Origin of the sequence: Anoxybacillus sp. B2M1 (assembly GCF_001634265.1) — a bacterium.
Taxonomy (GTDB): Bacteria; Bacillota; Bacilli; order Bacillales; family Anoxybacillaceae; genus Anoxybacteroides; species Anoxybacteroides rupiense.
On the sequence record NZ_CP015435.1, the window covers coordinates 1,891,162 to 1,914,401 of the forward strand.

Below are 23,240 nucleotides of genomic sequence, written 5' to 3' on the forward strand. Positions count from 1 at the left end.
TCCCTCCTACATGGAAACCAATTTTGCCCCGTCAAAAGCATAGATATAGCATTCATCGACGTGCGTTTTCCAGATTCGCTCAATGGCCAAACGATATAGTTCCATTTGTACACGATAGCGTTTTTCAATAAGAGCCGATACATCATCAGCCCACTGAACTCGATCCGTTTTAAAGTCAATAAGGACAAAGCCTTTTTCATCCTGAAATACGCAATCAAAGACGCCCTGAACCAGCACCGTTTCCTCGTCTTCCTTCCATTGTCCATACGTCTCCTTAGCTGGCAACGCTAAGTTAAATGGCACCTCACGTTCAACATACGATGCTTTTTGCAAGCGACGGCCGATATCGGTTTGGAAAAAAGCAAGAATGCTAGCCATATCGATTTCTTTTGCTTGTTCTTCTGTCAACCATTCACCTTGAAGCAGCTTGGCGATCTGCTCACGAATTCTTCCTTCTGTTATATCGCTTTTTAAATCGATATGCTGCATCACTAAATGCATCGCCGTTCCTTTTTCCGCGGAAGAGAGTTGTTTCGCCTGCATAAAACGCGGCCGATCCATGATTCCGGTACGAAACGGCTTAAGAAAAGCTTCATCTCCATAGGCTCCAAACGTTTCACGCTGCTGCTTCAATTCCGATACCGTCTGTTTGGCTCTCGAAGTGGTCGAAAGCGGATAAGGATAAAGCCAATTCATGCGGCGAACGATCTCGGCATGCCATTCGCTCTGAAGCGGCACGCGTTCCCCTTTGCGAAGCTGTTCCGTTATTTGCGTTTCCTGCTGTTCAGCATTTTCTATTTCTCTATCGATTTCAGCAGCAGAAACAGCTTGCACGTTCCATTTCGATCCATGGGCAAAAATATCATTTTCCACCGCGAATCCATCATGCAAACAAGCGGCATCGGCATGCCGGACAAGCGAATAGCCGATCCAGTCTAAATAGCATCTAGCAGAAGCTCGAATATAGTCAGGCAGTAGCCACTCGTTGTGCACACAAACAGACTGCCACCGTTTTTTCTCGTTTTCTAGTTTCTTCACCGTTCCTACTAAAAACAATTTTTCCTTCGCCCGCGTCAAAGCGACATATAGGACGCGCATCTCTTCGGCAAGAAGCTCCAGTTCCTGCTTTCGTTTCAATGCCAGCTGGGCAATGGTCGGATAGCTGACCCGCAGGCGCGGATGAACAAAATGGGCGGCAAATCCCAAATCTTTGTCCATTAAATAACTCTTGCGCAAATCTTGTGTATTAAAATTTTTTCCTAAACCAGCCACAAAGACGATCGGAAACTCAAGCCCCTTGCTCTTGTGAATCGTCATGAGCCGTACAACATCCTCTTGTTCGCTTATAGAACGAGCGGCACCGAAATCATCCTTGCGCTCCTGCATCCGTTCCATGAAACGCAGAAAACGAAAAATGCCGCGAAACGAAGTTTGTTCAAATTGTCGCGCTTTTTCATATAAAAAACGCAAGTTGGCTTGCCGCTGTTTTCCTCCAGGCATCGTACCGACAAAATCATAAAAGCTAGTATCGCGATAGACGCGCCAAATCAATTCTGCTAATGAATGTTGCCGCGCCATCGTACGCCACTCTTGTAGGTGTGCAGCGAAAGACGCGAGTTTTTTTTGAAGCGCTGCTTCTTGATCCGTGGTCGGCCGTTTTTCTAAAAACGCCAAAAACGCTTCGTAAAAAGCTCCTTTCGGTCTTTCAAGACGCAAAAGAGAAAGCTCGTTTTCATCTAATCCAACAATCGGCGAACGAAGAACAGAAGCGAGCGGAATGTCTTGATACGGATTGTCAATGACCTTTAACACCGACAGCATCACTGACACTTCTGTTGCCGTAAAGTATCCCGTCGAAAGCTCCGCGTACACAGGAATGCCTTGCTTGCGAAATTCTTCCATCAATTGCGGCGCCCACGGCATGGAACGCAATAAGACGACAATATCTCGGTACATTACGCGCCTTTCTTGCTTTAGATGACGATCATAGACATAAAAAGGCGTTTCAATCATTTCCTTAATTTTTTGGGCGATCCAGCGAGCCTCAAGCTGAACATTTTCAAGCTCTTGCTGTTCATCCTGCTGCGATTCATTTTCACTTTCCGGCGCATGATCGTTATCTGCTTTATCAATCAACACCAACTCGACAGGCATGCTTTTCTCAGGGTAGTAGCTTGCTCCAAAGCGCAGTTCTGCGTCAGCCTCATACACAATTTCGCCGACAGTCTCCCCCATAATTTGTTTGAAAACAAAGTTCGTCCCATCTAAAACCTCTGGACGGCTGCGGAAATTTTGCGCCAAATCGATGCGAATGCCTCCATTGCCGCCACTGTTTGAAAAACGCTGATACTTCTTGAGAAATAGAAATGGCTCAGCCAAACGAAAGCGGTAAATGGATTGCTTCACGTCTCCCACCATAAACAAATTACCCGCTGCTTCATCATCATGAATCACAAGCTGCAAAATCATTTCCTGCACCATGTTAACGTCTTGGTATTCATCAATCAGCACTTCTGCAAATTGTCCTCGGTAATCAAGCGCGGCATCAGAAGGAAGCAATTGATCGCTTGTCGATGACGGATGCCGTAAAATTTGCAAGCAATAGTGCTCCAAGTCAGAAAAATCGACAATTCCCTTTTCTATTTTCTTGGCCTGCAAACGATCGGCCAGCTCTTTGACAAGATCTACGATCGTTTCAATCACCGGCTTCATCTCTTGCAAATGGTGCAGCCATGTTTCTGGTTTAAAAGAAAAGAGCTCTTCCTTTATTTCCTTGACTTTTTCTTTCGCTTTATCGCGCAAGGATTTCACTTCGCTAACCAACTGCTCATCATATTCTCCATTTTTCGGCTTCCGCTTTGCTGTTGCCCACGTCAATGAATGAATCGCCTCGTGAAGTCGCTGCCATGAATGCTTTTTCGTTTCCTCCAGCCTACGAATTTGTAGGATATCACTCGCAAGCGTATCGCGTAAATAATGAGGACCTGCCGGATGTTCTGCCATCACAAGCGCGCGCTCAATCATCTGTTTAGCCGCCTGCAGCTGAAACTCGATGTATTGCAGCAAATAAGGCGCAAATGGAAGCTCTTCAATTGCCGTATGAGCCGAAACATGATACATGTCCACAAGCCGATCAAGCCACTCCCTCGGATAAGGATGCGAGCGGGCAAATTCATATAAGGAAAGCACAATCGTCTGCAAACCAACATCAGTCCGGTCGCTCGTATAACGGTCAACGACACTTAAAAACATGTCGTTCTCCTTTTTCCCGTATTGTTCTTCAAACAATTCTTCAATGGTTTCCTCTTTGATTAGCTCGATTTCCGTTTCATCAGCAATGCGAAACACAGGGTCTAGATCGATTAAATAATAATATTTGCGAATAACATCTAAGCAAAACGAGTGAATCGTGGAAATGGCTGCTTTTGGCAGCAGGCTGAGCTGTCTGCGCAAATGAAGGGAATGCGGTTCCTTGGCGATCGCTTTTTCGATCCTCTCAGCAATCCGCTGGCGCATTTCAGCCGCCGCTGCATTCGTAAATGTCACCACAAGCAGTCGATCAATATCAATTGGATGCTGCTCATCCAATATTTTTTGAATGATTCGCTCAACAAGAACCGTCGTTTTCCCTGAACCAGCAGCGGCCGCTACAAGCGTATGAGCTCCATTCGTGACAATGGCGCGCCACTGTTCATCTGTCCATTGCTCTCCTTGCGGCTTTGGCGGAAGGATGATGTCCATTGCGATTCCCTCCTATTCTTCCTTCATTTGTTCCATTTTCTTATTCTTTAAGATCCGGTAGCGATCTTGCTCAATCGATTCGTCAAACTGACAGAACGTCCGAAATTCACAATATTGGCAAGCTGTCTCGTTTTTTCGTTTATACGGAGCAATATCGACCACTCCATCGATGATTTGCAATCCAGCCTGCTGAAAAATGGTGCGCACATGCTGACGCAACAAAGCAAAATCAGTCTCTGAAATCACAGATGAGTTTTTGGAAATAGAGCCATCTTTATTGATTTTTACTGGAACAACGGCTGAACCTTTTCCGGCATCAAGCGTTTGGTCCATTAATTTGATCGTTTCGTGGTCATCAAGCAACCAACCGTTCATTTTAAAGCTTTCAAAAATTTTTTGTTCTGCTTCGTCCTCTTTTAGAAGCACATTTTTGCTTTTGATAATCGGGTTATGGATATGAAAATATAGCACACCTGCCGGCAAAGCTTTCGATCCGACCAAATACTCTGCAAATTCAATCACAATATCCAAATAGGCAAGCATTTGCAGGGCAAGCCCATAATAAACTTCTGTAAAATCTAGTTTTTGATTGCTTGACTTATAATCAATAATGCGCAATAAAATGCCTTTTGAGCTTTTGGCTTGGTCAATGCGGTCAATTCGACCGACAAGCTCAAGGACCGTTCCGTCGGCCAACGGAAAAGTCAACGGAGGCAAAGGCCCTTTGTCGCCAAATTGCAGCTCCACCTCCAGTGGGGCAAATCCGCTCATTTTTGCTTGTTCATTCAACACGCTTGCCGTCCTTGACATAATGTGATGCAATTTCCGCTTTACATAATGATAACGATGCGAACTAAGTAAAATTTCTTGCTGGATATACGGAGCGATTTGCTCGACCGCATCATAGGATAATTGTTCACATTGTTCTTTAGAAAGCTGTGCCCAATCTAGATGCTCTGCGCGAATGCGCTCTGTCATCATTTTTAAAGCATGATGAAATAATTGACCAATGTCTGGAGCTTTGAGCCGGAAAACATTGCGTTCTTTTAAGCGCAGCCCGTATGAGGCAAAATGAGCAAATGGACAGCGATTGAATTGCTCCACTCGAGAAACGCTTGCTCTTAATGTCCGTCCGTATAGTTTTCTGCTAATCTCTCTCTTTAATTTTTTCGTTTTGTTTTCATAAAACAGTGCTTGAATGACTCTGTTAGCCCGTTCATTCCAGTCGTTATGACCTGCATAAAGATTATATACATCCCACCAAATGGGCTCGATCGGATATTGCCGTTTCCATGCATGAAGCTGAACGGCAAGAGCTCCAAGCGTTGCTGAATAATTGGTAATGAGTGAGAGCTGTTCCGGAAGCGGCAATGTAAAAGGTTCGCCGCCCCATCTCTTTTCTTGCACATCAGGAAATATTTCTTTTATTCTTTTAATCAGCACAGATGGCAGCAACGTCCTTCCTTCTTCATCGGCAAGCGGATACGTAATATAAAGACGTTCCTTTGGGCTAGCCAACGCCATATAGACCGCAAACGGCTCATCTAGCAGCTGCTGCCGGCTTGTTGGAGCGACATGTACCGAAAAATGATGCAGCAGCTCGCGGTCTTGCTCAGATAATACGCCATCCGCGCTTTTTCGCGAAGGAATCACCCCATCATTCGCACCAATGATAAATATACACTTCATATCGGTTAGACGCGAACGGTCAAAGTGAGCAATCAATACTTGGTCGATCGCTGGCGGTACAAGTGAAAATTCCAGGCTCTCAAGCCCTGTTTCCATCAAAGCGGCAAATGAATGAAGAGGCATCGGCTCTTCCCCTAATATTTCGACATACTGGTCAAGCAGTTCCATGACTGCCCCCCACGCTTGCTCATGGTGCCGGGCTGCCAGCAGCTGCCCTTTTGCCTCAGCTTCATCACGCAGCTTCTCCAGCTTTTTAGGAATCTGCAATTGTTCAAAATATAAATAAAGGGCTTCGCACATATCTCGCCCGTTTTTCGCTTTTTGTAACCGTTTTTGCAACATCAAGAGCGGGGAAGCGACCATTTCTCTCCACACATTTAGCTTTTCTTCGTAGTTTCTTTCTTCGTCTGTTTGCGGCGCCGCGATCTCCTCAAGTCCCTGATAGCGCCGATACACCCAGTGCTGCCTCCATTTCGCTCCATAAATTCCGTGTTCAAGCACGTAATTTTCCAGCTGATCCATTGCTTCTCGCATCGTTTGCACATGGCTCTCTAGCGGAAAAAAGAAATCGGTCTTTACCGCCCGCAACACGGCTTCATACCGCCAGTTTGTCTGAATCACATCCAAGCTTGCACGAATCAGTTCGATAAATGGATGATTTCCCATCGGCTCCTTTTCATCAATAAAGTAAGGAATCTCATAATCAACAAAAACAGTTTGAAATAGATTGCGATAGTCATCAGAATTTCGTACCAATAGAGCGACATCCCGATATCGATACCCTTCCTCGCGCACAAGCCGAATAATTTCTCTAGCAATTCCTTCAATCTCTGCCCGGCGATGTGATGCTTGGCATAATTGAATTTCACCGGCCTCCCCAGCAAAGGGCAAAGAAGGGCGCGTATCATAATGCGCTTCTAAATGGCGAAGCGATAACGACTGATGCCTTACATTCTCTTGACAAAACTTGATCGGTTCAATGAGAACGTTGTTTAAAAGGGCTATATTTCGCAACTCATAGTATGTTTTACCTGTCATGCGAAACAAATGTAGCTCATTCGGCAGCTGTTCATTATAAGGCTCATCCACCGTTAAAGCGACCGTCACGCGCTTAGCGAAACATAACAATTGCTCAAGCACCATATATTCTTGCGGTGTAAAATGGTGAAACCCGTCCACGTAAATTTCCGCGTCTTGTATGTAGCGGGAATGCGGAATTTTTTCAGCCAAAAAGCGCAAGTAATCTTCCGAATCCACATACCGATTCATTAAATCCCGTTCGAATTGGCGATAGATAAGCTGTAAATCCTTTAGCTTGTCCGCTAATACTTTTTCGGCCGAGGTGGCATTTTGGCGCAGCTGCGTTTCTGTTTCCAGCAGTTGCTCCGGTGTAATACAATAACGCTTGCACTCAATAAGCATTTCTTCTAGCTGCTCAATAAAGCCATGCTTATCAGCCGCGCGGGCAAATAAAATCAGCTCATCCTTATGCTTATCAATAATTTTCCTTAGCAGCATGCGCACTCCCGTTTGATTTAAATAATAGCGGCTCATTCCCCCAGTTTCTTGCAGCACGCGAAAGGCCAATCGCGTAAAGCTTAGCACCTGTGCGCGAATCATCCCGTCCAGTCCCGGTGTGCGAATCAACGCATATTCTGATTGAAACGTCATTTGCTCTGGCACAAGATAAAGGATGGGAGAGCCCATCGGCTGCTCCTTCAGCTTCTCACGAATTTCGTTTAAACATGCTGTCGTTTTGCCGGTCCCTGATCTTCCAATCATAAAGCGAAGCGACATGCGATCACCACCTTTATTTTCCATTGCCCTTCTTATTTTAGCACATATGTTCGTTTGTTTAAAAGAGGGAGATCGTGGGAAATCGTCATCTGTCAAAGTAAAAAAGGTATTCATTGAACGCTTGTTTCGATGAATACCTTTAAAACTGAATGCTAATCTCACGAAAAGGCCAGCAGCGCGCATTAACTTTTCCAACAATTCGGTTCATTTTCACATAGCCAAAATGGCGGCTGTCCCAGCTGACTAAACGATTATCGCCTAAGACAAACACATAGCCAGGGGGAACCGTCTTTCTCCCGGTCACTTCTTGAAGCGTAAAATCCCCGGTGAGTTTTCCATTAACCAATTTACGTTTATATCGCTGCAAATACGGTTCTTCTATCGGCTTCCCATTAATGTATAACACATCATTTTTATACATGATGCGATCGCCAGGAAGACCGATAACACGCTTGACATAATCCTTTTGCGTATTGGCATGGAACACGATAATATCAAAACGCTGGATGCTGCCAAATTTCTTCACGATTAAGAAATTGCCGTCCTGCAGCGTGGGCATCATCGATTCTCCTTCAACTACATAGTTAGTAAACAATAAAAACCGCGCCAAAAAAACCAGTGTCAGACTAACCGTCCATATAACCGATCTTCTCCGATAAATTGGCCGTTTGCTCATCACACCGCCCACCCAGCTTAAGAGTCTTTTTTATCTGTTTTTTCCGTCAATGAAAACCTCGCTTCTACTTTCTTCCCTGCATACCATAAAAGGAAAATCGCGATAATGACCGCTACTGTGCGAAGCGGCTGTTTGGCCAAAGCTGCCAAATCATAGCCAATAAAGCTAATCATAAAAATCATCACCATTTTGCCGAGAAGTACGGCTAAAATAAACTGCTGGCGGCTAACGCGGGCTAGTCCAGCCACGACATTGATAATCGCCGATGGTGTAAACGGAAAACAAAACAGTAAAAACAATGGGCCAAATCCGTGGCGCTCCACCCAATCCACCAGTTTTTTCACCTTTTGATGACGACTCAAAAAATGAAAAAACCGTTTCTGGCCTATTTTTCGAGCAAGTAAAAAAACACAAATGGATCCGAGGCAAGCGCCAATCCACGAAATCATAATTCCTTGCCAAAGCCCAAAAGCAGCCGCGTTCGCCATCACAAATACAAACATCGGAAGAATCGGAAAAAACGACTCTAACAGCGTAACGATAACCCCGGGCAGCATCCCAAACGAGCGGTAATGTTCCAGTAATTCTAATACATGCTTTAATGTAAACCAGTGCTTTAATGCTTCGATGTCCATGAATACTCCCCATTTACATTGTTGCTAACAACCTTATTTTACACGGTTACGCGGGGAATATAAATAGAGAGAATTTTAACAACTTCTAAACGAATCATCACTTCTAGAAGTGAGTGTTTCTTGAGTCTCACGACGAAGCCTTTTTCGTCTCCCTCATCGTAACTTCCCGCTGCGTGATGATACATATTCAACCAATCGAAAATTTTGATACGGTATTACGCAAAGACTGAAGCGCTTGGTTTTCGTCTAGATTCTCTCTGCTACCCCAGCTATCCATTAGGCAAAGAACCTTTGTCTCTATAGTAGTACAATAGTTCATGGAATACAATCCATTTCACCTATCCCCACTGCCATTCATCCTGACCGCTGGAATTTTGCCCTTCACGTAATGGAAACTGGGGATTTCTCGAGGTTAAAAATTCATGACAACCAGTCTTTTGTTTGATCCATTCTAAACAAATACTGCATTTTTCGTTCACGCGCTTCCATTCTTTCAGATAGCTTCGTGCGCAGCTGGGCTGTGCGATAAAGTTGATTGACAAACGAATAGTAGGAAATATCAAGGCAAACACTTTTATCGTTTTTAAAATATACGGTTGTTGTGTCGCCGCGAGAGGGTTCGTATTCGAGTACGTGCATATGCGAAATCCATACGCATCGTATATCATTTGGAGATGTTGTAGGAAACACATAAATTTCGTTCAGTGGTTCAATCGCAATGGGAGGCTTGTGGGTAATGCCTATAATTTCTTTTGTTCCTTCTTTTCTGCCTTTTAAGCTCGAGCCGTAGTAATAGCAGCTGCGGGAAATAATCTCAATCGGCTTCATCTTGACGATGTATTCTCCGTCTTCTTCAATGACTTTTGTGTAATGATGGTCATGAAAATGATGAGGCAAAATGACCATTGTGTAGCGGCTCACAATGAAGTCATTTAATACAATAAATTCGTTTACTTTCATTGAAATCGTTCACCTCTCACATCGATTAAAATGACTTGTACATCTTCATCATACCATTTACATCTATATTTTTCTATATTTTCAAAAAAATAAAGAGCGATTAAAAAATCGCTCATGAATAATAAAAAATGGGGTACCTCTCTTCCTCTGCCAAATACTCGTTTGCTTGTTTGATCGCTGTGTGTTCTGCAGTCGAGCTGTCTGCATATCCAGCTTCATCGAAAAACGCTTGATAAAAATGAAAATCGGTGCTTATTCTTACTTCAGAATTGAGCACGGAATCAAGCGGCCATTCCTTTCGGCTATTCTGCATTTGCCAACACCTCCTGATGTTATCATGTTTCATTTTTCGCTAAACATACAAAAGGTTCGCATTGACTGCTGACAAATGCTTTTATCCTGCGTCACAGGCCTCGTACGTCCACTCATGAACGTTTTGGTTCCATTCACGTCTTCACTCAGCTGTGTTCCTTGTCTGCCAAGCGCCTTCAAACGAGTCCGATATGAAACCACGCCATCAATAAAGGATGTTAAAATGGTTGTAGACAAAGTCAATGATGACTTTGTCTACAACTTGAAGGCTCGCATAGACGCGAGCTTTTCTCTCTATTATTTTCTCTATATAATCCCCCGTATTTCCTTACATTTCTATGATTAAGCTGTTGTAAATTGTTCTTCTTCTGTCGATCCCTTAAGTGCCACCGTTGACGATTGTCCCCCAGAAATGACTTGGGATACTTCATCAAAATATCCTGTTCCAACTTCACGCTGATGTCTAGTTGCTGTATAACCGTATTTTTCAGCTGCAAATTCTGCCTGCTGTAATTCAGAATATGCTGCCATACCGCGCTCTTTGTATCCGCGTGCCAATTCAAACATGCTGTAGTTGAGGGCGTGGAATCCTGCCAATGTAACGAATTGAAACTTGTAACCCATTTTTCCAAGCTCCATTTGGAAGTTCGCAATTGTTTCAGCATCCAATTTCTTTTTCCAATTAAAGGATGGAGAGCAGTTATACGCAAGCAGCTTCCCAGGAAACTTCTCATGAATAGCTTCAGCAAAACGGCGTGCTTCTTCCAAATTCGGTTCACTTGTTTCGCACCAAATTAAATCGGCATATGGTGCATATGCTAGGCCGCGAGCAATCGCTTGATCCAATCCTGCTTTTGTACGGTAAAACCCTTCCGGTGTGCGTTCTCCTGTAATAAATTCTTGATCGCGCGGATCAATATCACTTGTAATTAAATCAGCGGCATTTGCATCCGTGCGAGCGATTAGCACCGTTGGAACTCCCATAACATCCGCCGCCAAACGCGCTGCAATTAAATTGCGTACCGCTGTTTGCGTAGGCAATAATACTTTTCCGCCTAAATGACCGCATTTTTTCTCAGAAGAAAGCTGGTCCTCAAAATGTACCGCTGCTGCTCCTGATTCAATCATCGCTTTCATCAATTCAAATACATTCAGCTGCCCGCCAAAGCCCGCTTCCGCATCTGCTACAATCGGCACAAAATAATCGATATCACCGCTTCCTTCTAGATGTTGAATTTGATCCGCCCGCTGTAGCGCTTGATTGATCCGTTTCACGACATGTGGCACGCTGTTGGCAGGATATAAGCTTTGGTCCGGATACATTTGTCCAGCTAAGTTGGCATCAGCCGCTACCTGCCAGCCGCTTAAATAAATCGCCTTTAATCCCGCTTTTACTTGTTGAACAGCTTGATTGCCAGTCAATGCCCCAAGCGCATGCACATAATCCTCTGTATGAAGCAAATTCCAAAGCTTTTCTGCTCCGCGGCGAGCAAGCGTATATTCGATATCGATCGAACCGCGCAATTTGATCACATCTTCTGCAGAATAAGGGCGCTCAATCCCTTTCCATCGTTCCTCCGTGTTCCAGCTTTCTTGCAATTGTCTCACTTTTTCATCACGTGTCATTTTCCCTTCCCCCTCTTTTTTTCAGTAAAATCCTCAAAATGGCCTTCCATTTTCGGCGAATAAAAATATGAACTAAGCCATTTTTGTTAAAGTTGAACCAACTTTTTTATAGAAAGTAAATTTCCATCAAGTGTGAGATGCTTTTCTTCAGAATACCAGCCGCGCGGACGAACCCTTCAGCACAGCCGTCCCTTCCTTCATAAATAGGTTTTTCCTTCTGGAGATTCATAGCGGTGTCTCGTAAATGGATTAGTTCTTTGCTGTCCGTTTTCTTATGTCGGAGAATGAACAGCTTCCAAATCAGCCATAAACCCCTTAGCCCCGGAATAGAGCGCGTCAATCATCATTTGGCGATCTGCCGGCTCCGCAATTTCAATATGCTAGTCTAGCAGATCTTTAGAAATGGGTCTCGCGGTTGCCGATATGAACAGTTTCTTCTGGGGAGTTTAACAATCTTTTCATCATCCATTTCTTGATGCTTTTTCTTTCTTTGCTCAAACAATTGCCTTCTTTTCCAGCCAAAATCGCCCTCTTATTTCTCCATACATTTGGGGAGGCTCATCTGCCAAAATGGTTTCTACCTCTTTTTTATGCGTCCATTTGCATGAAGTCGCGATGTTTTCGTTTCCATATCCCCCACCTTCCTTTTGTTATAATACAAATAATGTTTTTTCTGTTGTTATTATATAACAGAACAACCAAAAAGAAAACTATTTTTTTGAAATTTTTTTAAAAAATAAGCAGAAAGTGAAACACTTTCTGCCTGCAGACAATATCACCGAAAAATTCAAGACTCAGCAAAGAAATCAGTGGATGATGTTTAAAAGAACACAAATTTCATGGAAGGACCAAGCTTTATCCATAAATAGAACTTTCATTTATGCCCATTCTCTGATTTTTGCTGTTCTAAAAACACGATCCTTTCAAAAATGGTCGGATGTGTATAGCGAAAAATTTTCACTAGATATGGTGGGTACACCTCGCTAAGTCCAGCTTTGGCCAGTTTTTGAAATGTGGAAATCCCGGCATCTGCATCTTCTGTTAATTCAACCGCATATTTATCAGCCGCATGCTCTTCATATCTTGACACCATATTAGTCAAAGGCGTAACAGAAAACTGGAGCAGCGACATGATGAGCAAAAGCAGCGGCAAGGAAGCTAATTCTCCCACCGCTTTTATACGCAAATGCTTTCTCCATTTAGCAAGAGCCCAGCTCATCAAGCGGCTGACCATCCATAATCCAAAAAAAGCCAGCACAATGGACCCTGCTATGCCCCAGTATATATGCTTCATTACGTAGTGCCCCATTTCATGGGCCATAATAAACAGTACTTCTTCCTGTTTTAACCGTTCAACCGTTGTATCCCACAACACAATGCGCGCATGGGAACCGATGCCTGTCACATATGCATTCAGTGCATTGGTTTTTTCAGACATATTGACTTCAAATACATGGTCAGCTGGGATATGCGCTTGTTGTGCCAATGATAAAATTTTTGCCTCAAGCGCGTGATTCTTTAGTGGATAAAACTTATTGTATAATGGATCAATGACAACAGGTTGAATAAACATCAAAAAGATGGTCAATGGAATCGATATCAACCAAGCAAAAAACCACCATCTTTTTTCAAAGCGACGAATCAACCCATACAAAACCGTGATGACGAAAAACAGAAGCAGCGTACTGATCAAAAAATCAGTGACTTCATCTCGAAGCCAGCTAGACATGGATTGCGTACTGATTCCATAGGCTCGCGACAAATGATAGCTTGCCAACTCCAATGGCAAGGCGGCGGCTGTGATGATCAGCGACAACCAAAATACATAAAGCACGGTTTGCACCCAAAATGCTTTTGTGGCACGCTGCGCCCATTTCTGCAGCATGTTGGAGATTCCCAGCAGTAAAATCAATAAGTAAACAAACCAATCATAAGGAATAGAGGCAAAATATAAAAAATTTTTCAAATCGGAATACCGCTCGCTCAAATGTTGCTCCCCTGATGTTAAAAAGTTGGATGGATCTGCACTCGTTCCCCGCCATTCGGTCGGAATGGACGCATCAGAAAACCAAAATAAATACAGCGCGATACCTGCACAGTACAACACATAAATCAACACCGACCAATAGATCATTTTTTTCATCAAATTCCCCCTTCGAATGGACAACATTCCTTATCATTAGTCTAGTCTCTTTTGGATGAATTAGAACGTCAGATAAAGTTCAAAATCATTATTCGTTTTTCCTTACTTTTTCATGTATCATGGAAAATAAGGGAGGGTGAAGCTGTTGAAAAAAATATATTGGATGTTCGGCATCTTGCTTGCTGTATGCATTGGTATCGGGATTTTTTATGTTTCCATATACCGACAATGGCAAATGAAGCTGCCAAACAACATAACCATGGAAACGGCATGGGGGGAAGAATATTCGTTTAATAAAATGACACCAAAAATGCGGCTGCTCGAATTTATTTATACAAATTGTCCAGACATTTGTCCAAATACGACATTCGAAATGACGAAGCTGCGTCAAAAATTAGAACAGCAGCATGTATTTCCAAATAAAATCGAGTTTATTACCATCACCATTGATCCGAAGCGCGATACAGCCGCAAAGCTTCAAGCATACGCTAAAACCTTTCACATTTCGCTAAATGACAAAGGATGGATTTTGCTTCGCGGAAGTGAACGCGATACAAAAAAAGTAGCCGACGCCTTTGATTTCCAATATCGCGACCCCGGCAATGGCATGCTCATTCATACAACTCACACATACTTGCTCGATGAAAACAACCGTGTCATTGAGCAATTTGGAATGGGCAAAAAAGGATTTAAATACGAAGAAGTTTACGAAACCATTATGGACAAAATCAAATAAACCACCGATTTATCGGTGGTTTTTCCTTTTTATAGGACGGCATAAACACTTAAAACCAAAACAGAGGCAAGCACTACGATAATGATATTCGCACCAAACCACGCCACGACAACAGCACTGACAAAACCGAGCACGCCGAACCAATGATCCTCGTCAAGCAAAAAAATTCCCGGTACAATTAATGCTCCTAATATCGCGTATGGCACGTTTTTTAATACCCCTTGCAAAAACGGCGGGAGCTTCACTCGATGAAAAACAGCAAGCGGAAGCATGCGCGGAATATACGTAACCATTCCCATTCCAATAATCATCCAAATAATGTCATAACGCATCGTCGCTTTCCTCGCTTTCTTTGGCAAAAGATTGAACGAGTACAGAGGCAAGCAAGGTGGAGATGACAATCGCCCAGCCTTTTGACATATGAAGCCCCAGCAACAAAATAGAATGGAACGCAGCGGCTAAACAAGCAAGCCAAATCACTTTTCGTTGCTTCTTTAAAGTCGGGACAAGCAAGCCGATAAACATGGCGTACAGAGCAACCGACATGCTTTCCTGAAGGCTTTTTGGCAGGCTCTCTCCCACTACATGGCCAACACCTGAGCTTATCACCCAGCTCCCATAAGATACAAAAATTAAGCCAAACATGTAGGAGGCATTCACTTTTCCCGGTTTCATCGCCGCTACGGAAAAGGTTTCATCTGTAATGCCAAACGCATATAACGCCTTTTTCCATAACGATTCCTGCTCCGCTTTTTCATTCAATGCCGCCGCCATCAAAAAGTGACGAATATTTAAAATAAAGGTGGTCAACACAATTTCAAATCCGCCTGTGCCAAGCGTCAACAAGTTTAAAGCGATATACTGCGACGCCCCAGCAAAGACGATCACGCTCATCATCACCGTTTCCCACAGCGTCAATCCTGTTGTTTTCGCCAACAGTCCAAATGTTAAAGCAATCGGCATATACCCGATTGCAATGCTCATCCCCGCTTGCACCCCTTGGCGAAACGAGGACAACGTTCGTGCAGTAAGTGCTGTGTCCATCTTCCTCCTCCTTTCTTTCTTTATTTTCCGTAAATGATTTGCGTTTTTCAATAAAAAAAGTACCGATTGATCGGCACTTTTTTCAGCCAAGCCCATTTACACCGCTTTCTCTTTCTATTTAAATCCATCACCCACGGGCTTGAATGTCGCTTAGCGTGAAGTCAATTGCTCCTTCAATGCCCTTCTTAAAATTTTCCCGGTTGTATTTTTCGGGATTTCGTCTAAAAATTCAACCATGCTTGGCACCTTATACTTGGCAAGATGCTCCCGGCAATATTCGATCAGCTGTTCCTCCGTTAAATCGGCATTCTTAGATACAACAAAGCACTTGACTGCTTCTCCAAAATCGGGATCAGGAATGCCGATGACCGCTGCTTCAACAATGTCCGGATGACTGTACAGCACCTCCTCTACCTCGCGAGGATAAACATTATATCCTCCGACAATAATCATATCTTTTTTGCGATCAACGATATAAAAATATCCTTCCTCATCCATTTTCGCCAAATCTCCGGTGTAAAGCCAGCCGTTGCGAAGTGCATGAGCCGTTTCCTCCGGCATTTTATAATATCCCTTCATCACGTTCGGACCGCGCACAATTAATTCGCCGACTTCTCCGACTGGCACTTCCTCGCCAAATTCGTTCACCACTTTATTTTCCACATGTAAAATGCTGCAGCCAATGGACCCCGGTTTGCGCGGACGATCAAGCGGATTAAAACACGTAACCGGAGAAGCCTCTGACAATCCATATCCTTCTGATACAATCACTTTAAATTTTTGCTCAAAATTTTTAAGCAGCGCCACCGGCATCGAGGCTCCGCCAGAGATGCAAAGCCGCAATGTTTGAAAATCCTCCGCTTTTCCGTGTTCATATTGGTACAAAAAGTTGTACATTGTTGGCACCCCAGCAAAGATCGTCGCTTTCTCCTCTCTGGCAAGCTGAAAGATTTTCGCAGGGCTGAATTTTGGAACAATCAGCACCGTTCCGCCATTCATCAACGGCGCATTGAGCGCAACGGTCAAACAAAAAACATGAAACATCGGCAATGTAGCAATCACGCGATCGCTCTCGTTTATTTTTAAATAATTGGCCGTATCTTGCGCGTTGCTATACAGATTCTTATGTGTCAGCATCGCTCCTTTCGGCTTTCCTGTCGTTCCTGATGTATATAAAATAACCGCTGTATCATCCTCAGCAAGCTGCGGTCCTTGATAATCAGCCACACCAGCCTTTAAGACGTCTGTAAACGATTTCATTTTGCCGGTGAATGAAATAGGCTGATCTTTTCCTTGCGGTGTGTCACATACGATGACATGCTCAATGTTTGGTAAGCGCGCTTCCATTTTCTGAAATAGCGGAACAAGCAAATCTAAGCCTATAACCGCTTTCACATCGCCATTGGTTAAAATATAACCAATTTCATCAGGCGTATAAATCGGATTGACCGGTATGACCGTCGCTCCCGTCCGCAACGCTCCATATAATCCAATAATGAAGTATGGCGAATTTCCAAGCAATAGCGCAATGTGATCCCCTTTGCCAACTCCCATGCTGGCTAGTCCGCTCGCAAACCGCGAGATTCGTTCATGCAATTCTTGATATGTACAGCTTTCTCCTTCAAACACATACGCTTTCTTCTGTGGCAGCTGCTTGGCCACCTCTGCCAATCGCCACGATAAATTCATAAAACCCTCTCCCCTGCTTAATTAATGAATGAATAATCATTCATTTAATAATAAAAAAAATTCTAAATATATTATATTTTATAAAAAAGAGAAGCGCAAGAAAAAAGCCCCGCTCCTCCATTTTATCGATCTGTTTTTTCTTGTTATTCTAATAGCGGCATTCACAAAGATGCTAACCACTATCATTCAATTGTTTTGAAAAACCGTTCAAATGATCCGCTAGATTGTATACGATCATCAACAAGATATATGAATCTAGGCTGTCGAGAAATCTCAACAGCCTAGAAAGCCTGCGTTTTTTTCTTCTATCGCATTCCAAAAGCTAGTCATTATTTACTGCTTGTTTTTCATTTTATGATGGAATCAAAAGGGAGAAAGTTCGTGCGTTTGTTTATCTTTCCCATACAAGCCCTGTCGCTGCAAGCTTTACTGTTCCGGCAAATATCGTTTTTGCTTCCTGAACGAGCTGCGCGTGATCTCCGAAATGCGGCAAATGCGTTAATAACAAGGTTCCTACGTTCGCATCGCGGGCGATGGCTGCCGCTTCTTCACTTGTCATGTGACCAGCTGGAGCCGCGTTTTGTCCCGCATAAAAGTTGCTTTCACAAATGAATAAGTCGGCATTTTGCGAAAATGGCACAAACTCTGGTAAGTAGCTGGAATCCGCCGTATAAACAACCGTGGAGCCTCCCGCTGTGATGCGCATGGCGTAGCAAATCACCGGATGCGCAGTTTTCATAAATTGAATCGCAAACGGTCCGATTTCCAACGGTTTCTCTGGATCGTACGCGACCGCTTTTGTGATCTCTTTGTGAGCGAGGCGCGCAAAACCCAACGAGTCAAATGGATGACCGTAAATAGGCAGTTCTGGCAATGAAAATCCGAGATTTTTCTTAATCAGCCACGCATATTGGAGCGGTCCGATATCGGCCACATGGTCATGGTGATAATGCGACAAGATGACGGCATCTAGCTTTTCCACTGACACATAATTTTGCAATTTTGAAAGCACTCCGCTCCCGCAATCCACTAATAACCGAAATCCATCATATTCCAATAAATATCCAGACGTTGCTTCATTGGCGGCTGGGAACCCGCCCCAATATCCAATGACCGTTACTTTCATCATCACTCACCTCTACATATGTAGTCTTTTTTATATCATACATAATTCTCCAACATTTTTCACGATTGTGGAATTTTGTTTTAAAACAGTTATTGACTTATTGAACACTGTTATAATACAATATAAATAACAAATCAACGGAGGCGATTCCCATGCTAATGAAAATTTCTGAATTTTTCAGAAACCTTCCGCCTAAAAAATGTACAGATTGTGGAAAAGAAATCGAAGAGCAGCATGAATGTTACGGCAATAAATGCAACGACTGTTTAGGCGTGATCCATCATCATTAATAGAAAAAGGATGCTCGCTAGTAAGGAGCATCCTTTTTCTATTCTTTTACAGATCCAGATGTTAATCCAGAGACAATCCGCCGCTGAAATAATAATACCATGATCACGAGCGGAACCGTCACAATCACGGTTGCAGCTGATAGCTCTCCCCATGGAATCGTATATTGTCCTTGGAACATCGCAATTCCAACCGGAACCGTTTTATATTTTTCAGCTGTATTGATCGTCAAAGCAAATAGAAATTCATTCCAAGCAGCAATAAATACAAGAATCGAAGTTGTAAATACCCCCGGTACTGCCAGCGGCAAAATAACTTTAAAATACGTTTGCATCGGCGTAGCTCCGTCCATTTTCGCTGCTTCCTCTAAATCAAATGGGATTTTTCTAAAAAACGTAACAAGCAGCCAAATAGACAATGGTAAAGCAAACGTAGTATACGGAATAATTAAACCTAAATAGCTATTCGTTAAACCAAATTTTTTAACAAACATGTAAATGGGGGAAATCGTCGCAATTTGCGGAAACATTGACACGGCCAAGACCAATCCGAGAATGACGGCCTTTCCTTTAAATTCAAGACGTGCAATGGCATAGGCAGCAAATGCCGCCACAAATACCGTATACACGGTGGTAATGGTCGCAACCACTGTGCTGTTCCACAAATATCGCAGAAATGGATAATTGACAAACACAGAAACGTATGATTCAAAGGTAGGATGGCTCGTAAACCATTGAAACGCATGATCGCCAAACAGCTCGCTCAACGGTTTCACTGAACTAAGTAAAATCCATAAAAATGGAAACATCACAAAAAAGATAAAAACGGCTAAACAAACAAAAAATAATGGTCCAGCTTTTTTAGACATCGTCTCACCCCTCCTTTATTTTTTTGCGCCATCCGAGAGCAAGTCCGCGCCTAATAGTTTAATATAAATCATGGAAATAAGAGCAACACATATAAAGACAATAACGGCTAATGCAGAGCCTTCTCCAAAGTTCGTTTGCGAGAACATCATTTTATAAGCCAAAATGGAAATCGTTTCTGTCGAATTCGCTGGACCTCCGCCTGTCAGCACATAAATGAGATCAAAAACACGGAAGGCATCCAGTGTGCGGAATAGTAACGCAACAAGAATGCTTGACTTCAATAGCGGCAGCGTAATTTTTGTGAACTGCTGCCATTTGGTCGCCCCATCAATGGAGGCTGCTTCATATAAGGAGCTTGGTATGGTCTGTAATCCGGCCAGCAAAAGTAGGGCCATATAAGGAGTTGTCTTCCATACATCAGCAAAAATAACAGCAAACATCGCTCCTACTTCTGTTGTCAATAAATCCCCCATCCGATGAACAATTCCAATATCCTCAAAATATTTCGCGACAATCCCATTCTGTCCATCATATAAAAATTTCCACATTAATGCTGACACAGCTGTCGGGATTGCCCACGGAACAAGAATGGCGGCCCTCACTAATCCGCGGCCAAAGAAGGTTTTGTTAATTAAAAGGGCAATTCCTAATCCCAAGACTAGTTCAATCGCTACAGAAATGATCGTAAAAGAGGTGGTATTCCACAATGCTTTCCATGTACGCGTATCACCAAGGCTGTCCTTGTAATGCTGCCAGCCAATAAAATTCGGTTCCACAACCACTCCCTTTAACCCCTGAGCAAGTCCGACAATTTTATCTGCCTGTTTTAATTTCCCTTCTTCTTTCATTTGAGAAAGTGTTTTGATTACTTCTCGGACGTTATTTTGGAACTGCTGGGCGGCTTCCTCATCAATCTCCACCATTTTAAGCTCATCGCTTGGTGACTCGAAATTATTTAAAGCCTCATCCACTTGATCGTAGCGTTTGGCTACTTCCTGATCTGCGCGAATCGTCTGATCCATTTTTTTCAGCTTTTCCTCGACATCTACCAGCGCTTTCTTCGCGTCAGGATTTGCTTGTGCCATTTCCTGTGTTAAAGAGCTTTTTAAGAATGGATAATTTTGTAAATAACCTTCGAGATCAAGGCTATAATTCAGATGAATGGAAGATTTAGTCGGATCATTTAACCGATAATCAAACAGGCTGTAATAAAATGATTGAATAACCGGCCAAATGGCCACCGCTAAAATAAGCAGCAGCGCTGGAGCAACAAGCGAATATCCTAATATTTGTTCTGCGCGTTTTCCGTTCCTCATGCGGTTCTCCTCCTATGCCATAAAGGATAATTAGCCTTCAGCGCTGAACAAACAGCGATCTGAAGGCTAACCAAATCGTTGAGCAACAATTATTTGTTTAAGGCTGCCTTAATTTCTTTTTCCATGTTTGCAACTGCTTGCTCAACCGTTAATTCTCCGGCAAGAGCTTTTGATACATTGATTTGGATGATTTCTGACACTTCCGGATAGTTTGGCACAACAGGGCGCGGTACCGCTGCATTAAGAGCATTAACGAATCCTTGCTCACCAAAGAATGGATTCGCTTTGAGCACATCCGCATCTTTATACAACTCTGGAAGCGTTGGAGCAAGTCCACCGTAAATAGCGGAAATTTTTTGCCCCTCTGGTCCCGTCATAAACTTTACGAATTCCCAAGCCTCTTTCGGATGTTTCGAATATTTGTTAATGGCTGTCATCCAACCTCCTAAAGTAGCGGCAGATCCTTTATCACCCGCTGGAAGCGGTGCTACGCCAACCTTGCCGACGATTTTCGATTGAGTTTGGTCATTGGCCAGTGCATATTGGTAAGGCCAGTTGCGAATAAACGGGGACTGTCCTTCAATAAACGCCGTATGCGATTCAGGCTCTGTGAATGTCGTAATATTGCTTGGCACGGCATCTGATTTTACAATTTCGACCATTTTCTTCAACCCTTTGATCGCTTCTGGGCTGTTTATAACAACGTTATTATTTTCATCCACGATTTTGCCGCCATAGGAAGCAATAAACTCGACTGCGTTACATACTAATCCTTCATATTGCTTTGCCTGCATTAAATAACCAAACTTGGTGCCTCCTGTTCCTTTTAATTGCTTCGCCATGGCTAATAATTCATCCCATGTTTTTGGCACTTTGTCCTGAGGCACAAGATCGGTACGATAAAAGAGCATTCCAGCATCAATAAATTTCGGTAACGCCCACTGCTTTCCGTTGAAGTTACCGGCCGCTAACGCCCCTTGATTGTACTTGCTGAGATCGATACCATCATTATCAATAAAACGGTCAAGTGGCAGCGTATAGCCCGCCTGAGCAAACTCAGCAGGCCAAACCACATCAAGATCCATCACATCAATTTCCGCTGATTGAGCATTCAGCATCGTTACATATGAGTCGTGCTGCTTGCCTGTATCAGCGGGCATTTCGCGGAACTCTACTTTAATGTTGGGATGAGCCTTTTCAAACGCTTCAATCACCTTTTCCGTCGCTTTCGTAGAATCTTGGCCACGCGCATACACAATGGTTACTTTTTTGTCTGATGAGTCTCCTTTGTTTGTTTCCTTTTGATCAGTCCCCTGATCGCTGTTGCCACTAGAACATGCCGTTAACCCGAATGTAAGCGCTAACAAAGCAGAAGATAGTTTGACCGTTTTTTTCATACGTGTACCCCCCGTATCGTACTAAACAGCTTCAGAAATCGATTTCAAAACCTTGAAGGCTTATAATGTCACCAGTTTATTCGATGATACCGTCGACTCTCTGACGATCAATTCAAGCGGAAATTCATATACTTCACGACATCGATATTTGCGGGAATGAATTTTTTCCACCATTATTTCAAGCGCCTTCTGGGCCATTTGCTCAACCGGCTGGTATACAGTCGTAATCGTCGGCTCTATTAATTCCGTAATTTCTTGATTGTCAAAACCTACTACGGCAAGCTGCTCAGGGATGCTGTAGCCATGCTTATTTGCCTCAGAAATAATTCCAGCGGCTACTTCATCGCTGCCTGTGAATACGGCGGTCGGAGGTTCAGAAAGCGCTATCATTTCATGAAACACGCGCCGGCCGCCCTCGCTGTGAAACACATTGCGGAATGCGTATTGTTCATTAAATTCAATTTTATATTCCGCAAGCGCTTTGCGAAATCCTCTTTCCCGATGGCTGGCGACATTGCTGCGCGCTCCGCCTTGGCAATACGCAATGCGGCGATGGCCTTGTTCAAGCAGATGCTTTGTCGCTATGTAGCCTCCTTCTACTTGATCAAGCATCACGGATGGAACGTTCGCTTGTTCGTCAAACTCATTGCACAGAATGATTGGACCATAGTTTAAAAACGGTTCAATGACGTTCCAATCATTTTGCATAGAGGCTAAAATGACGCCGTCTACTTGTTTCATCTTTAATAAATTCATATAATTTAATTCTTTTTCCGCCGAATATCTCGTCTGGCAAATAATAAGCTGGTAGCCATGCTCAGCAGCAGCAATTTCCATCGACTCTACTAAATGGCTAAAAAACGGATTCATGATTCTTGGAACAAATAATGCAATCACATCTGTTTTCTGACTTCTCAAGCTTCTTGCCGAAGAATTCGGAACATATCCGAGCTGCTCCATCGCTTCGATGACCAATTTCCTTTTATCTTCTGACACATATGGATGATTGTTAATCACTCGTGATACAGTTGTCCGAGAAAGCCCTGCCAGCTTCGCTACATCTTCAATCGTTGGCATCGCTGCATACCCCCTTTCTTGTTGGAGTGCCGCGCCTTTCGCGGTAATGAAATCGTTTTCATATTTGAATTATAATCAACTTTCCAAAAACATTCAACTAGCAATCTCAACATTTTTTA

Annotated in this window: 18 protein-coding genes; 2 read left to right on the top strand and 16 right to left on the bottom strand. The window is 43.3% G+C overall.

Annotated elements, in window-relative coordinates:
- Window positions 1-6 precede the first annotated feature (6 nt).
- The 8 genes from addA to GFC28_RS09140 form a co-directional block, all read right to left on the bottom strand.
- Entirely contained in the window at window positions 7-3,741 is a 3,735-nt protein-coding gene (addA, locus tag GFC28_RS09105) for a helicase-exonuclease AddAB subunit AddA (RefSeq protein ID WP_044745666.1), read from the bottom strand.
- Between the two features lie 12 nt (window positions 3,742-3,753).
- Window positions 3,754-7,227 (bottom strand): helicase-exonuclease AddAB subunit AddB, encoded by a 3,474-nt coding sequence (gene addB, locus GFC28_RS09110; protein WP_044745665.1) that lies wholly within the window; start codon window positions 7,225-7,227, stop codon window positions 3,754-3,756.
- Window positions 7,228-7,366: 139 nt separating this feature from the next.
- On the bottom strand, window positions 7,367-7,903 hold the full coding sequence (gene lepB, locus GFC28_RS09115; RefSeq protein WP_044745664.1) for a signal peptidase I: 537 nt from the start codon (window positions 7,901-7,903) through the stop codon (window positions 7,367-7,369).
- A 17-nt stretch (window positions 7,904-7,920) separates the two neighbouring features.
- On the bottom strand, window positions 7,921-8,538 hold the full coding sequence (locus GFC28_RS09120; RefSeq protein ID WP_044745663.1) for a TVP38/TMEM64 family protein: 618 nt from the start codon (window positions 8,536-8,538) through the stop codon (window positions 7,921-7,923).
- 420 nt (window positions 8,539-8,958) lie between these two features.
- Window positions 8,959-9,498, bottom strand: a complete 540-nt coding sequence (locus tag GFC28_RS09125) for a competence protein ComK (protein ID WP_044745662.1) — start codon at window positions 9,496-9,498, stop codon at window positions 8,959-8,961.
- A gap of 112 nt (window positions 9,499-9,610) precedes the next feature.
- Window positions 9,611-9,811, bottom strand: a complete 201-nt coding sequence (locus GFC28_RS09130) for a hypothetical protein (protein WP_044745661.1) — start codon at window positions 9,809-9,811, stop codon at window positions 9,611-9,613.
- A 341-nt stretch (window positions 9,812-10,152) separates the two neighbouring features.
- Window positions 10,153-11,436, bottom strand: coding sequence for an isocitrate lyase (gene aceA, locus GFC28_RS09135; protein ID WP_044745660.1), 1,284 nt, complete (start codon window positions 11,434-11,436; stop codon window positions 10,153-10,155).
- A gap of 874 nt (window positions 11,437-12,310) precedes the next feature.
- Entirely contained in the window at window positions 12,311-13,579 is a 1,269-nt protein-coding gene (locus GFC28_RS09140; RefSeq protein WP_044745659.1) for a M48 family metallopeptidase, read from the bottom strand.
- A 145-nt stretch (window positions 13,580-13,724) separates the two neighbouring features.
- Here GFC28_RS09140 and GFC28_RS09145 point away from each other — a divergent pair, with 145 nt between their 5' ends.
- Window positions 13,725-14,315, top strand: coding sequence for an SCO family protein (locus GFC28_RS09145; protein ID WP_044745658.1), 591 nt, complete (start codon window positions 13,725-13,727; stop codon window positions 14,313-14,315).
- Window positions 14,316-14,344: 29 nt separating this feature from the next.
- On the opposite strand, the gene GFC28_RS09150 is transcribed toward GFC28_RS09145, so the two are convergent.
- The 4 genes from GFC28_RS09150 to GFC28_RS09165 all read right to left on the bottom strand — a co-directional run bounded on the left by GFC28_RS09150 (window position 14,345) and on the right by GFC28_RS09165 (window position 18,174).
- Window positions 14,345-14,647 (bottom strand): AzlD domain-containing protein, encoded by a 303-nt coding sequence (locus GFC28_RS09150; protein WP_044745657.1) that lies wholly within the window; start codon window positions 14,645-14,647, stop codon window positions 14,345-14,347.
- Window positions 14,637-15,359 carry an AzlC family ABC transporter permease gene (locus GFC28_RS09155; protein WP_044745656.1) on the bottom strand — a complete coding sequence of 241 codons (723 nt, stop codon included), beginning with the start codon at window positions 15,357-15,359 and terminating at the stop codon, window positions 14,637-14,639. Before GFC28_RS09155 ends, GFC28_RS09150 begins: the two co-directional genes overlap by 11 nt.
- 150 nt (window positions 15,360-15,509) lie before the next feature.
- Window positions 15,510-17,048: a fatty acid--CoA ligase family protein gene (locus GFC28_RS09160; protein ID WP_044745655.1), complete on the bottom strand. Its 1,539-nt coding sequence runs from the start codon at window positions 17,046-17,048 to the stop codon at window positions 15,510-15,512.
- A gap of 391 nt (window positions 17,049-17,439) precedes the next feature.
- The gene (locus GFC28_RS09165; protein WP_044745654.1) at window positions 17,440-18,174 is read right to left on the bottom strand and encodes an MBL fold metallo-hydrolase; all 735 of its coding nucleotides are present in this window, start codon (window positions 18,172-18,174) and stop codon (window positions 17,440-17,442) included.
- A gap of 152 nt (window positions 18,175-18,326) precedes the next feature.
- Between GFC28_RS09165 and yhfH the strand changes: the two genes are divergently transcribed.
- Window positions 18,327-18,464, top strand: coding sequence for a protein YhfH (gene yhfH, locus GFC28_RS18845; RefSeq protein WP_080860509.1), 138 nt, complete (start codon window positions 18,327-18,329; stop codon window positions 18,462-18,464).
- A 38-nt stretch (window positions 18,465-18,502) separates the two neighbouring features.
- Here yhfH and GFC28_RS09170 read toward each other — a convergent pair whose 3' ends face one another.
- The 4 genes from GFC28_RS09170 to GFC28_RS09185 form a co-directional block, all read right to left on the bottom strand.
- Complete coding sequence (locus GFC28_RS09170; RefSeq protein ID WP_044745653.1) at window positions 18,503-19,330, bottom strand: carbohydrate ABC transporter permease; 828 nt, start codon at window positions 19,328-19,330, stop codon at window positions 18,503-18,505.
- A 15-nt stretch (window positions 19,331-19,345) separates the two neighbouring features.
- Complete coding sequence (locus GFC28_RS09175; protein WP_044745652.1) at window positions 19,346-20,647, bottom strand: ABC transporter permease subunit; 1,302 nt, start codon at window positions 20,645-20,647, stop codon at window positions 19,346-19,348.
- 89 nt (window positions 20,648-20,736) lie between these two features.
- Window positions 20,737-22,044, bottom strand: coding sequence for an ABC transporter substrate-binding protein (locus GFC28_RS09180; protein WP_044745651.1), 1,308 nt, complete (start codon window positions 22,042-22,044; stop codon window positions 20,737-20,739).
- A gap of 60 nt (window positions 22,045-22,104) precedes the next feature.
- Complete coding sequence (locus GFC28_RS09185; RefSeq protein WP_044745650.1) at window positions 22,105-23,121, bottom strand: LacI family DNA-binding transcriptional regulator; 1,017 nt, start codon at window positions 23,119-23,121, stop codon at window positions 22,105-22,107.
- Window positions 23,122-23,240 lie beyond the last annotated feature (119 nt).

Excerpts from the sequence above, each read along its gene's own strand:
- GFC28_RS09140 (WP_044745659.1), bottom strand. The coding sequence starts at position 13,579 with ATGAAAAAAATGATCTATTGGTCGGTGTTGATTTATGTGTTGTACTGT.
- aceA (WP_044745660.1), bottom strand. The coding sequence starts at position 11,436 with ATGACACGTGATGAAAAAGTGAGACAATTGCAAGAAAGCTGGAACACG.
- yhfH (WP_080860509.1), top strand. The coding sequence starts at position 18,327 with ATGCTAATGAAAATTTCTGAATTTTTCAGAAACCTTCCGCCTAAAAAA.
- GFC28_RS09155 (WP_044745656.1), bottom strand. The coding sequence starts at position 15,359 with ATGGACACAGCACTTACTGCACGAACGTTGTCCTCGTTTCGCCAAGGG.
- GFC28_RS09185 (WP_044745650.1), bottom strand. The coding sequence starts at position 23,121 with ATGCCAACGATTGAAGATGTAGCGAAGCTGGCAGGGCTTTCTCGGACA.
- GFC28_RS09120 (WP_044745663.1), bottom strand. The coding sequence starts at position 8,538 with ATGGACATCGAAGCATTAAAGCACTGGTTTACATTAAAGCATGTATTA.
- addA (WP_044745666.1), bottom strand. The coding sequence starts at position 3,741 with ATGGACATCATCCTTCCGCCAAAGCCGCAAGGAGAGCAATGGACAGAT.
- GFC28_RS09170 (WP_044745653.1), bottom strand. The coding sequence starts at position 19,330 with ATGTCTAAAAAAGCTGGACCATTATTTTTTGTTTGTTTAGCCGTTTTT.
- GFC28_RS09150 (WP_044745657.1), bottom strand. The coding sequence starts at position 14,647 with ATGCGTTATGACATTATTTGGATGATTATTGGAATGGGAATGGTTACG.
- GFC28_RS09180 (WP_044745651.1), bottom strand. The coding sequence starts at position 22,044 with ATGAAAAAAACGGTCAAACTATCTTCTGCTTTGTTAGCGCTTACATTC.
- GFC28_RS09160 (WP_044745655.1), bottom strand. The coding sequence starts at position 17,048 with ATGAATTTATCGTGGCGATTGGCAGAGGTGGCCAAGCAGCTGCCACAG.
- lepB (WP_044745664.1), bottom strand. The coding sequence starts at position 7,903 with ATGAGCAAACGGCCAATTTATCGGAGAAGATCGGTTATATGGACGGTT.
- GFC28_RS09125 (WP_044745662.1), bottom strand. The coding sequence starts at position 9,498 with ATGAAAGTAAACGAATTTATTGTATTAAATGACTTCATTGTGAGCCGC.
- GFC28_RS09165 (WP_044745654.1), bottom strand. The coding sequence starts at position 18,174 with ATGAAAGTAACGGTCATTGGATATTGGGGCGGGTTCCCAGCCGCCAAT.
- GFC28_RS09130 (WP_044745661.1), bottom strand. The coding sequence starts at position 9,811 with ATGCAGAATAGCCGAAAGGAATGGCCGCTTGATTCCGTGCTCAATTCT.
- GFC28_RS09175 (WP_044745652.1), bottom strand. The coding sequence starts at position 20,647 with ATGAGGAACGGAAAACGCGCAGAACAAATATTAGGATATTCGCTTGTT.
- addB (WP_044745665.1), bottom strand. The coding sequence starts at position 7,227 with ATGTCGCTTCGCTTTATGATTGGAAGATCAGGGACCGGCAAAACGACA.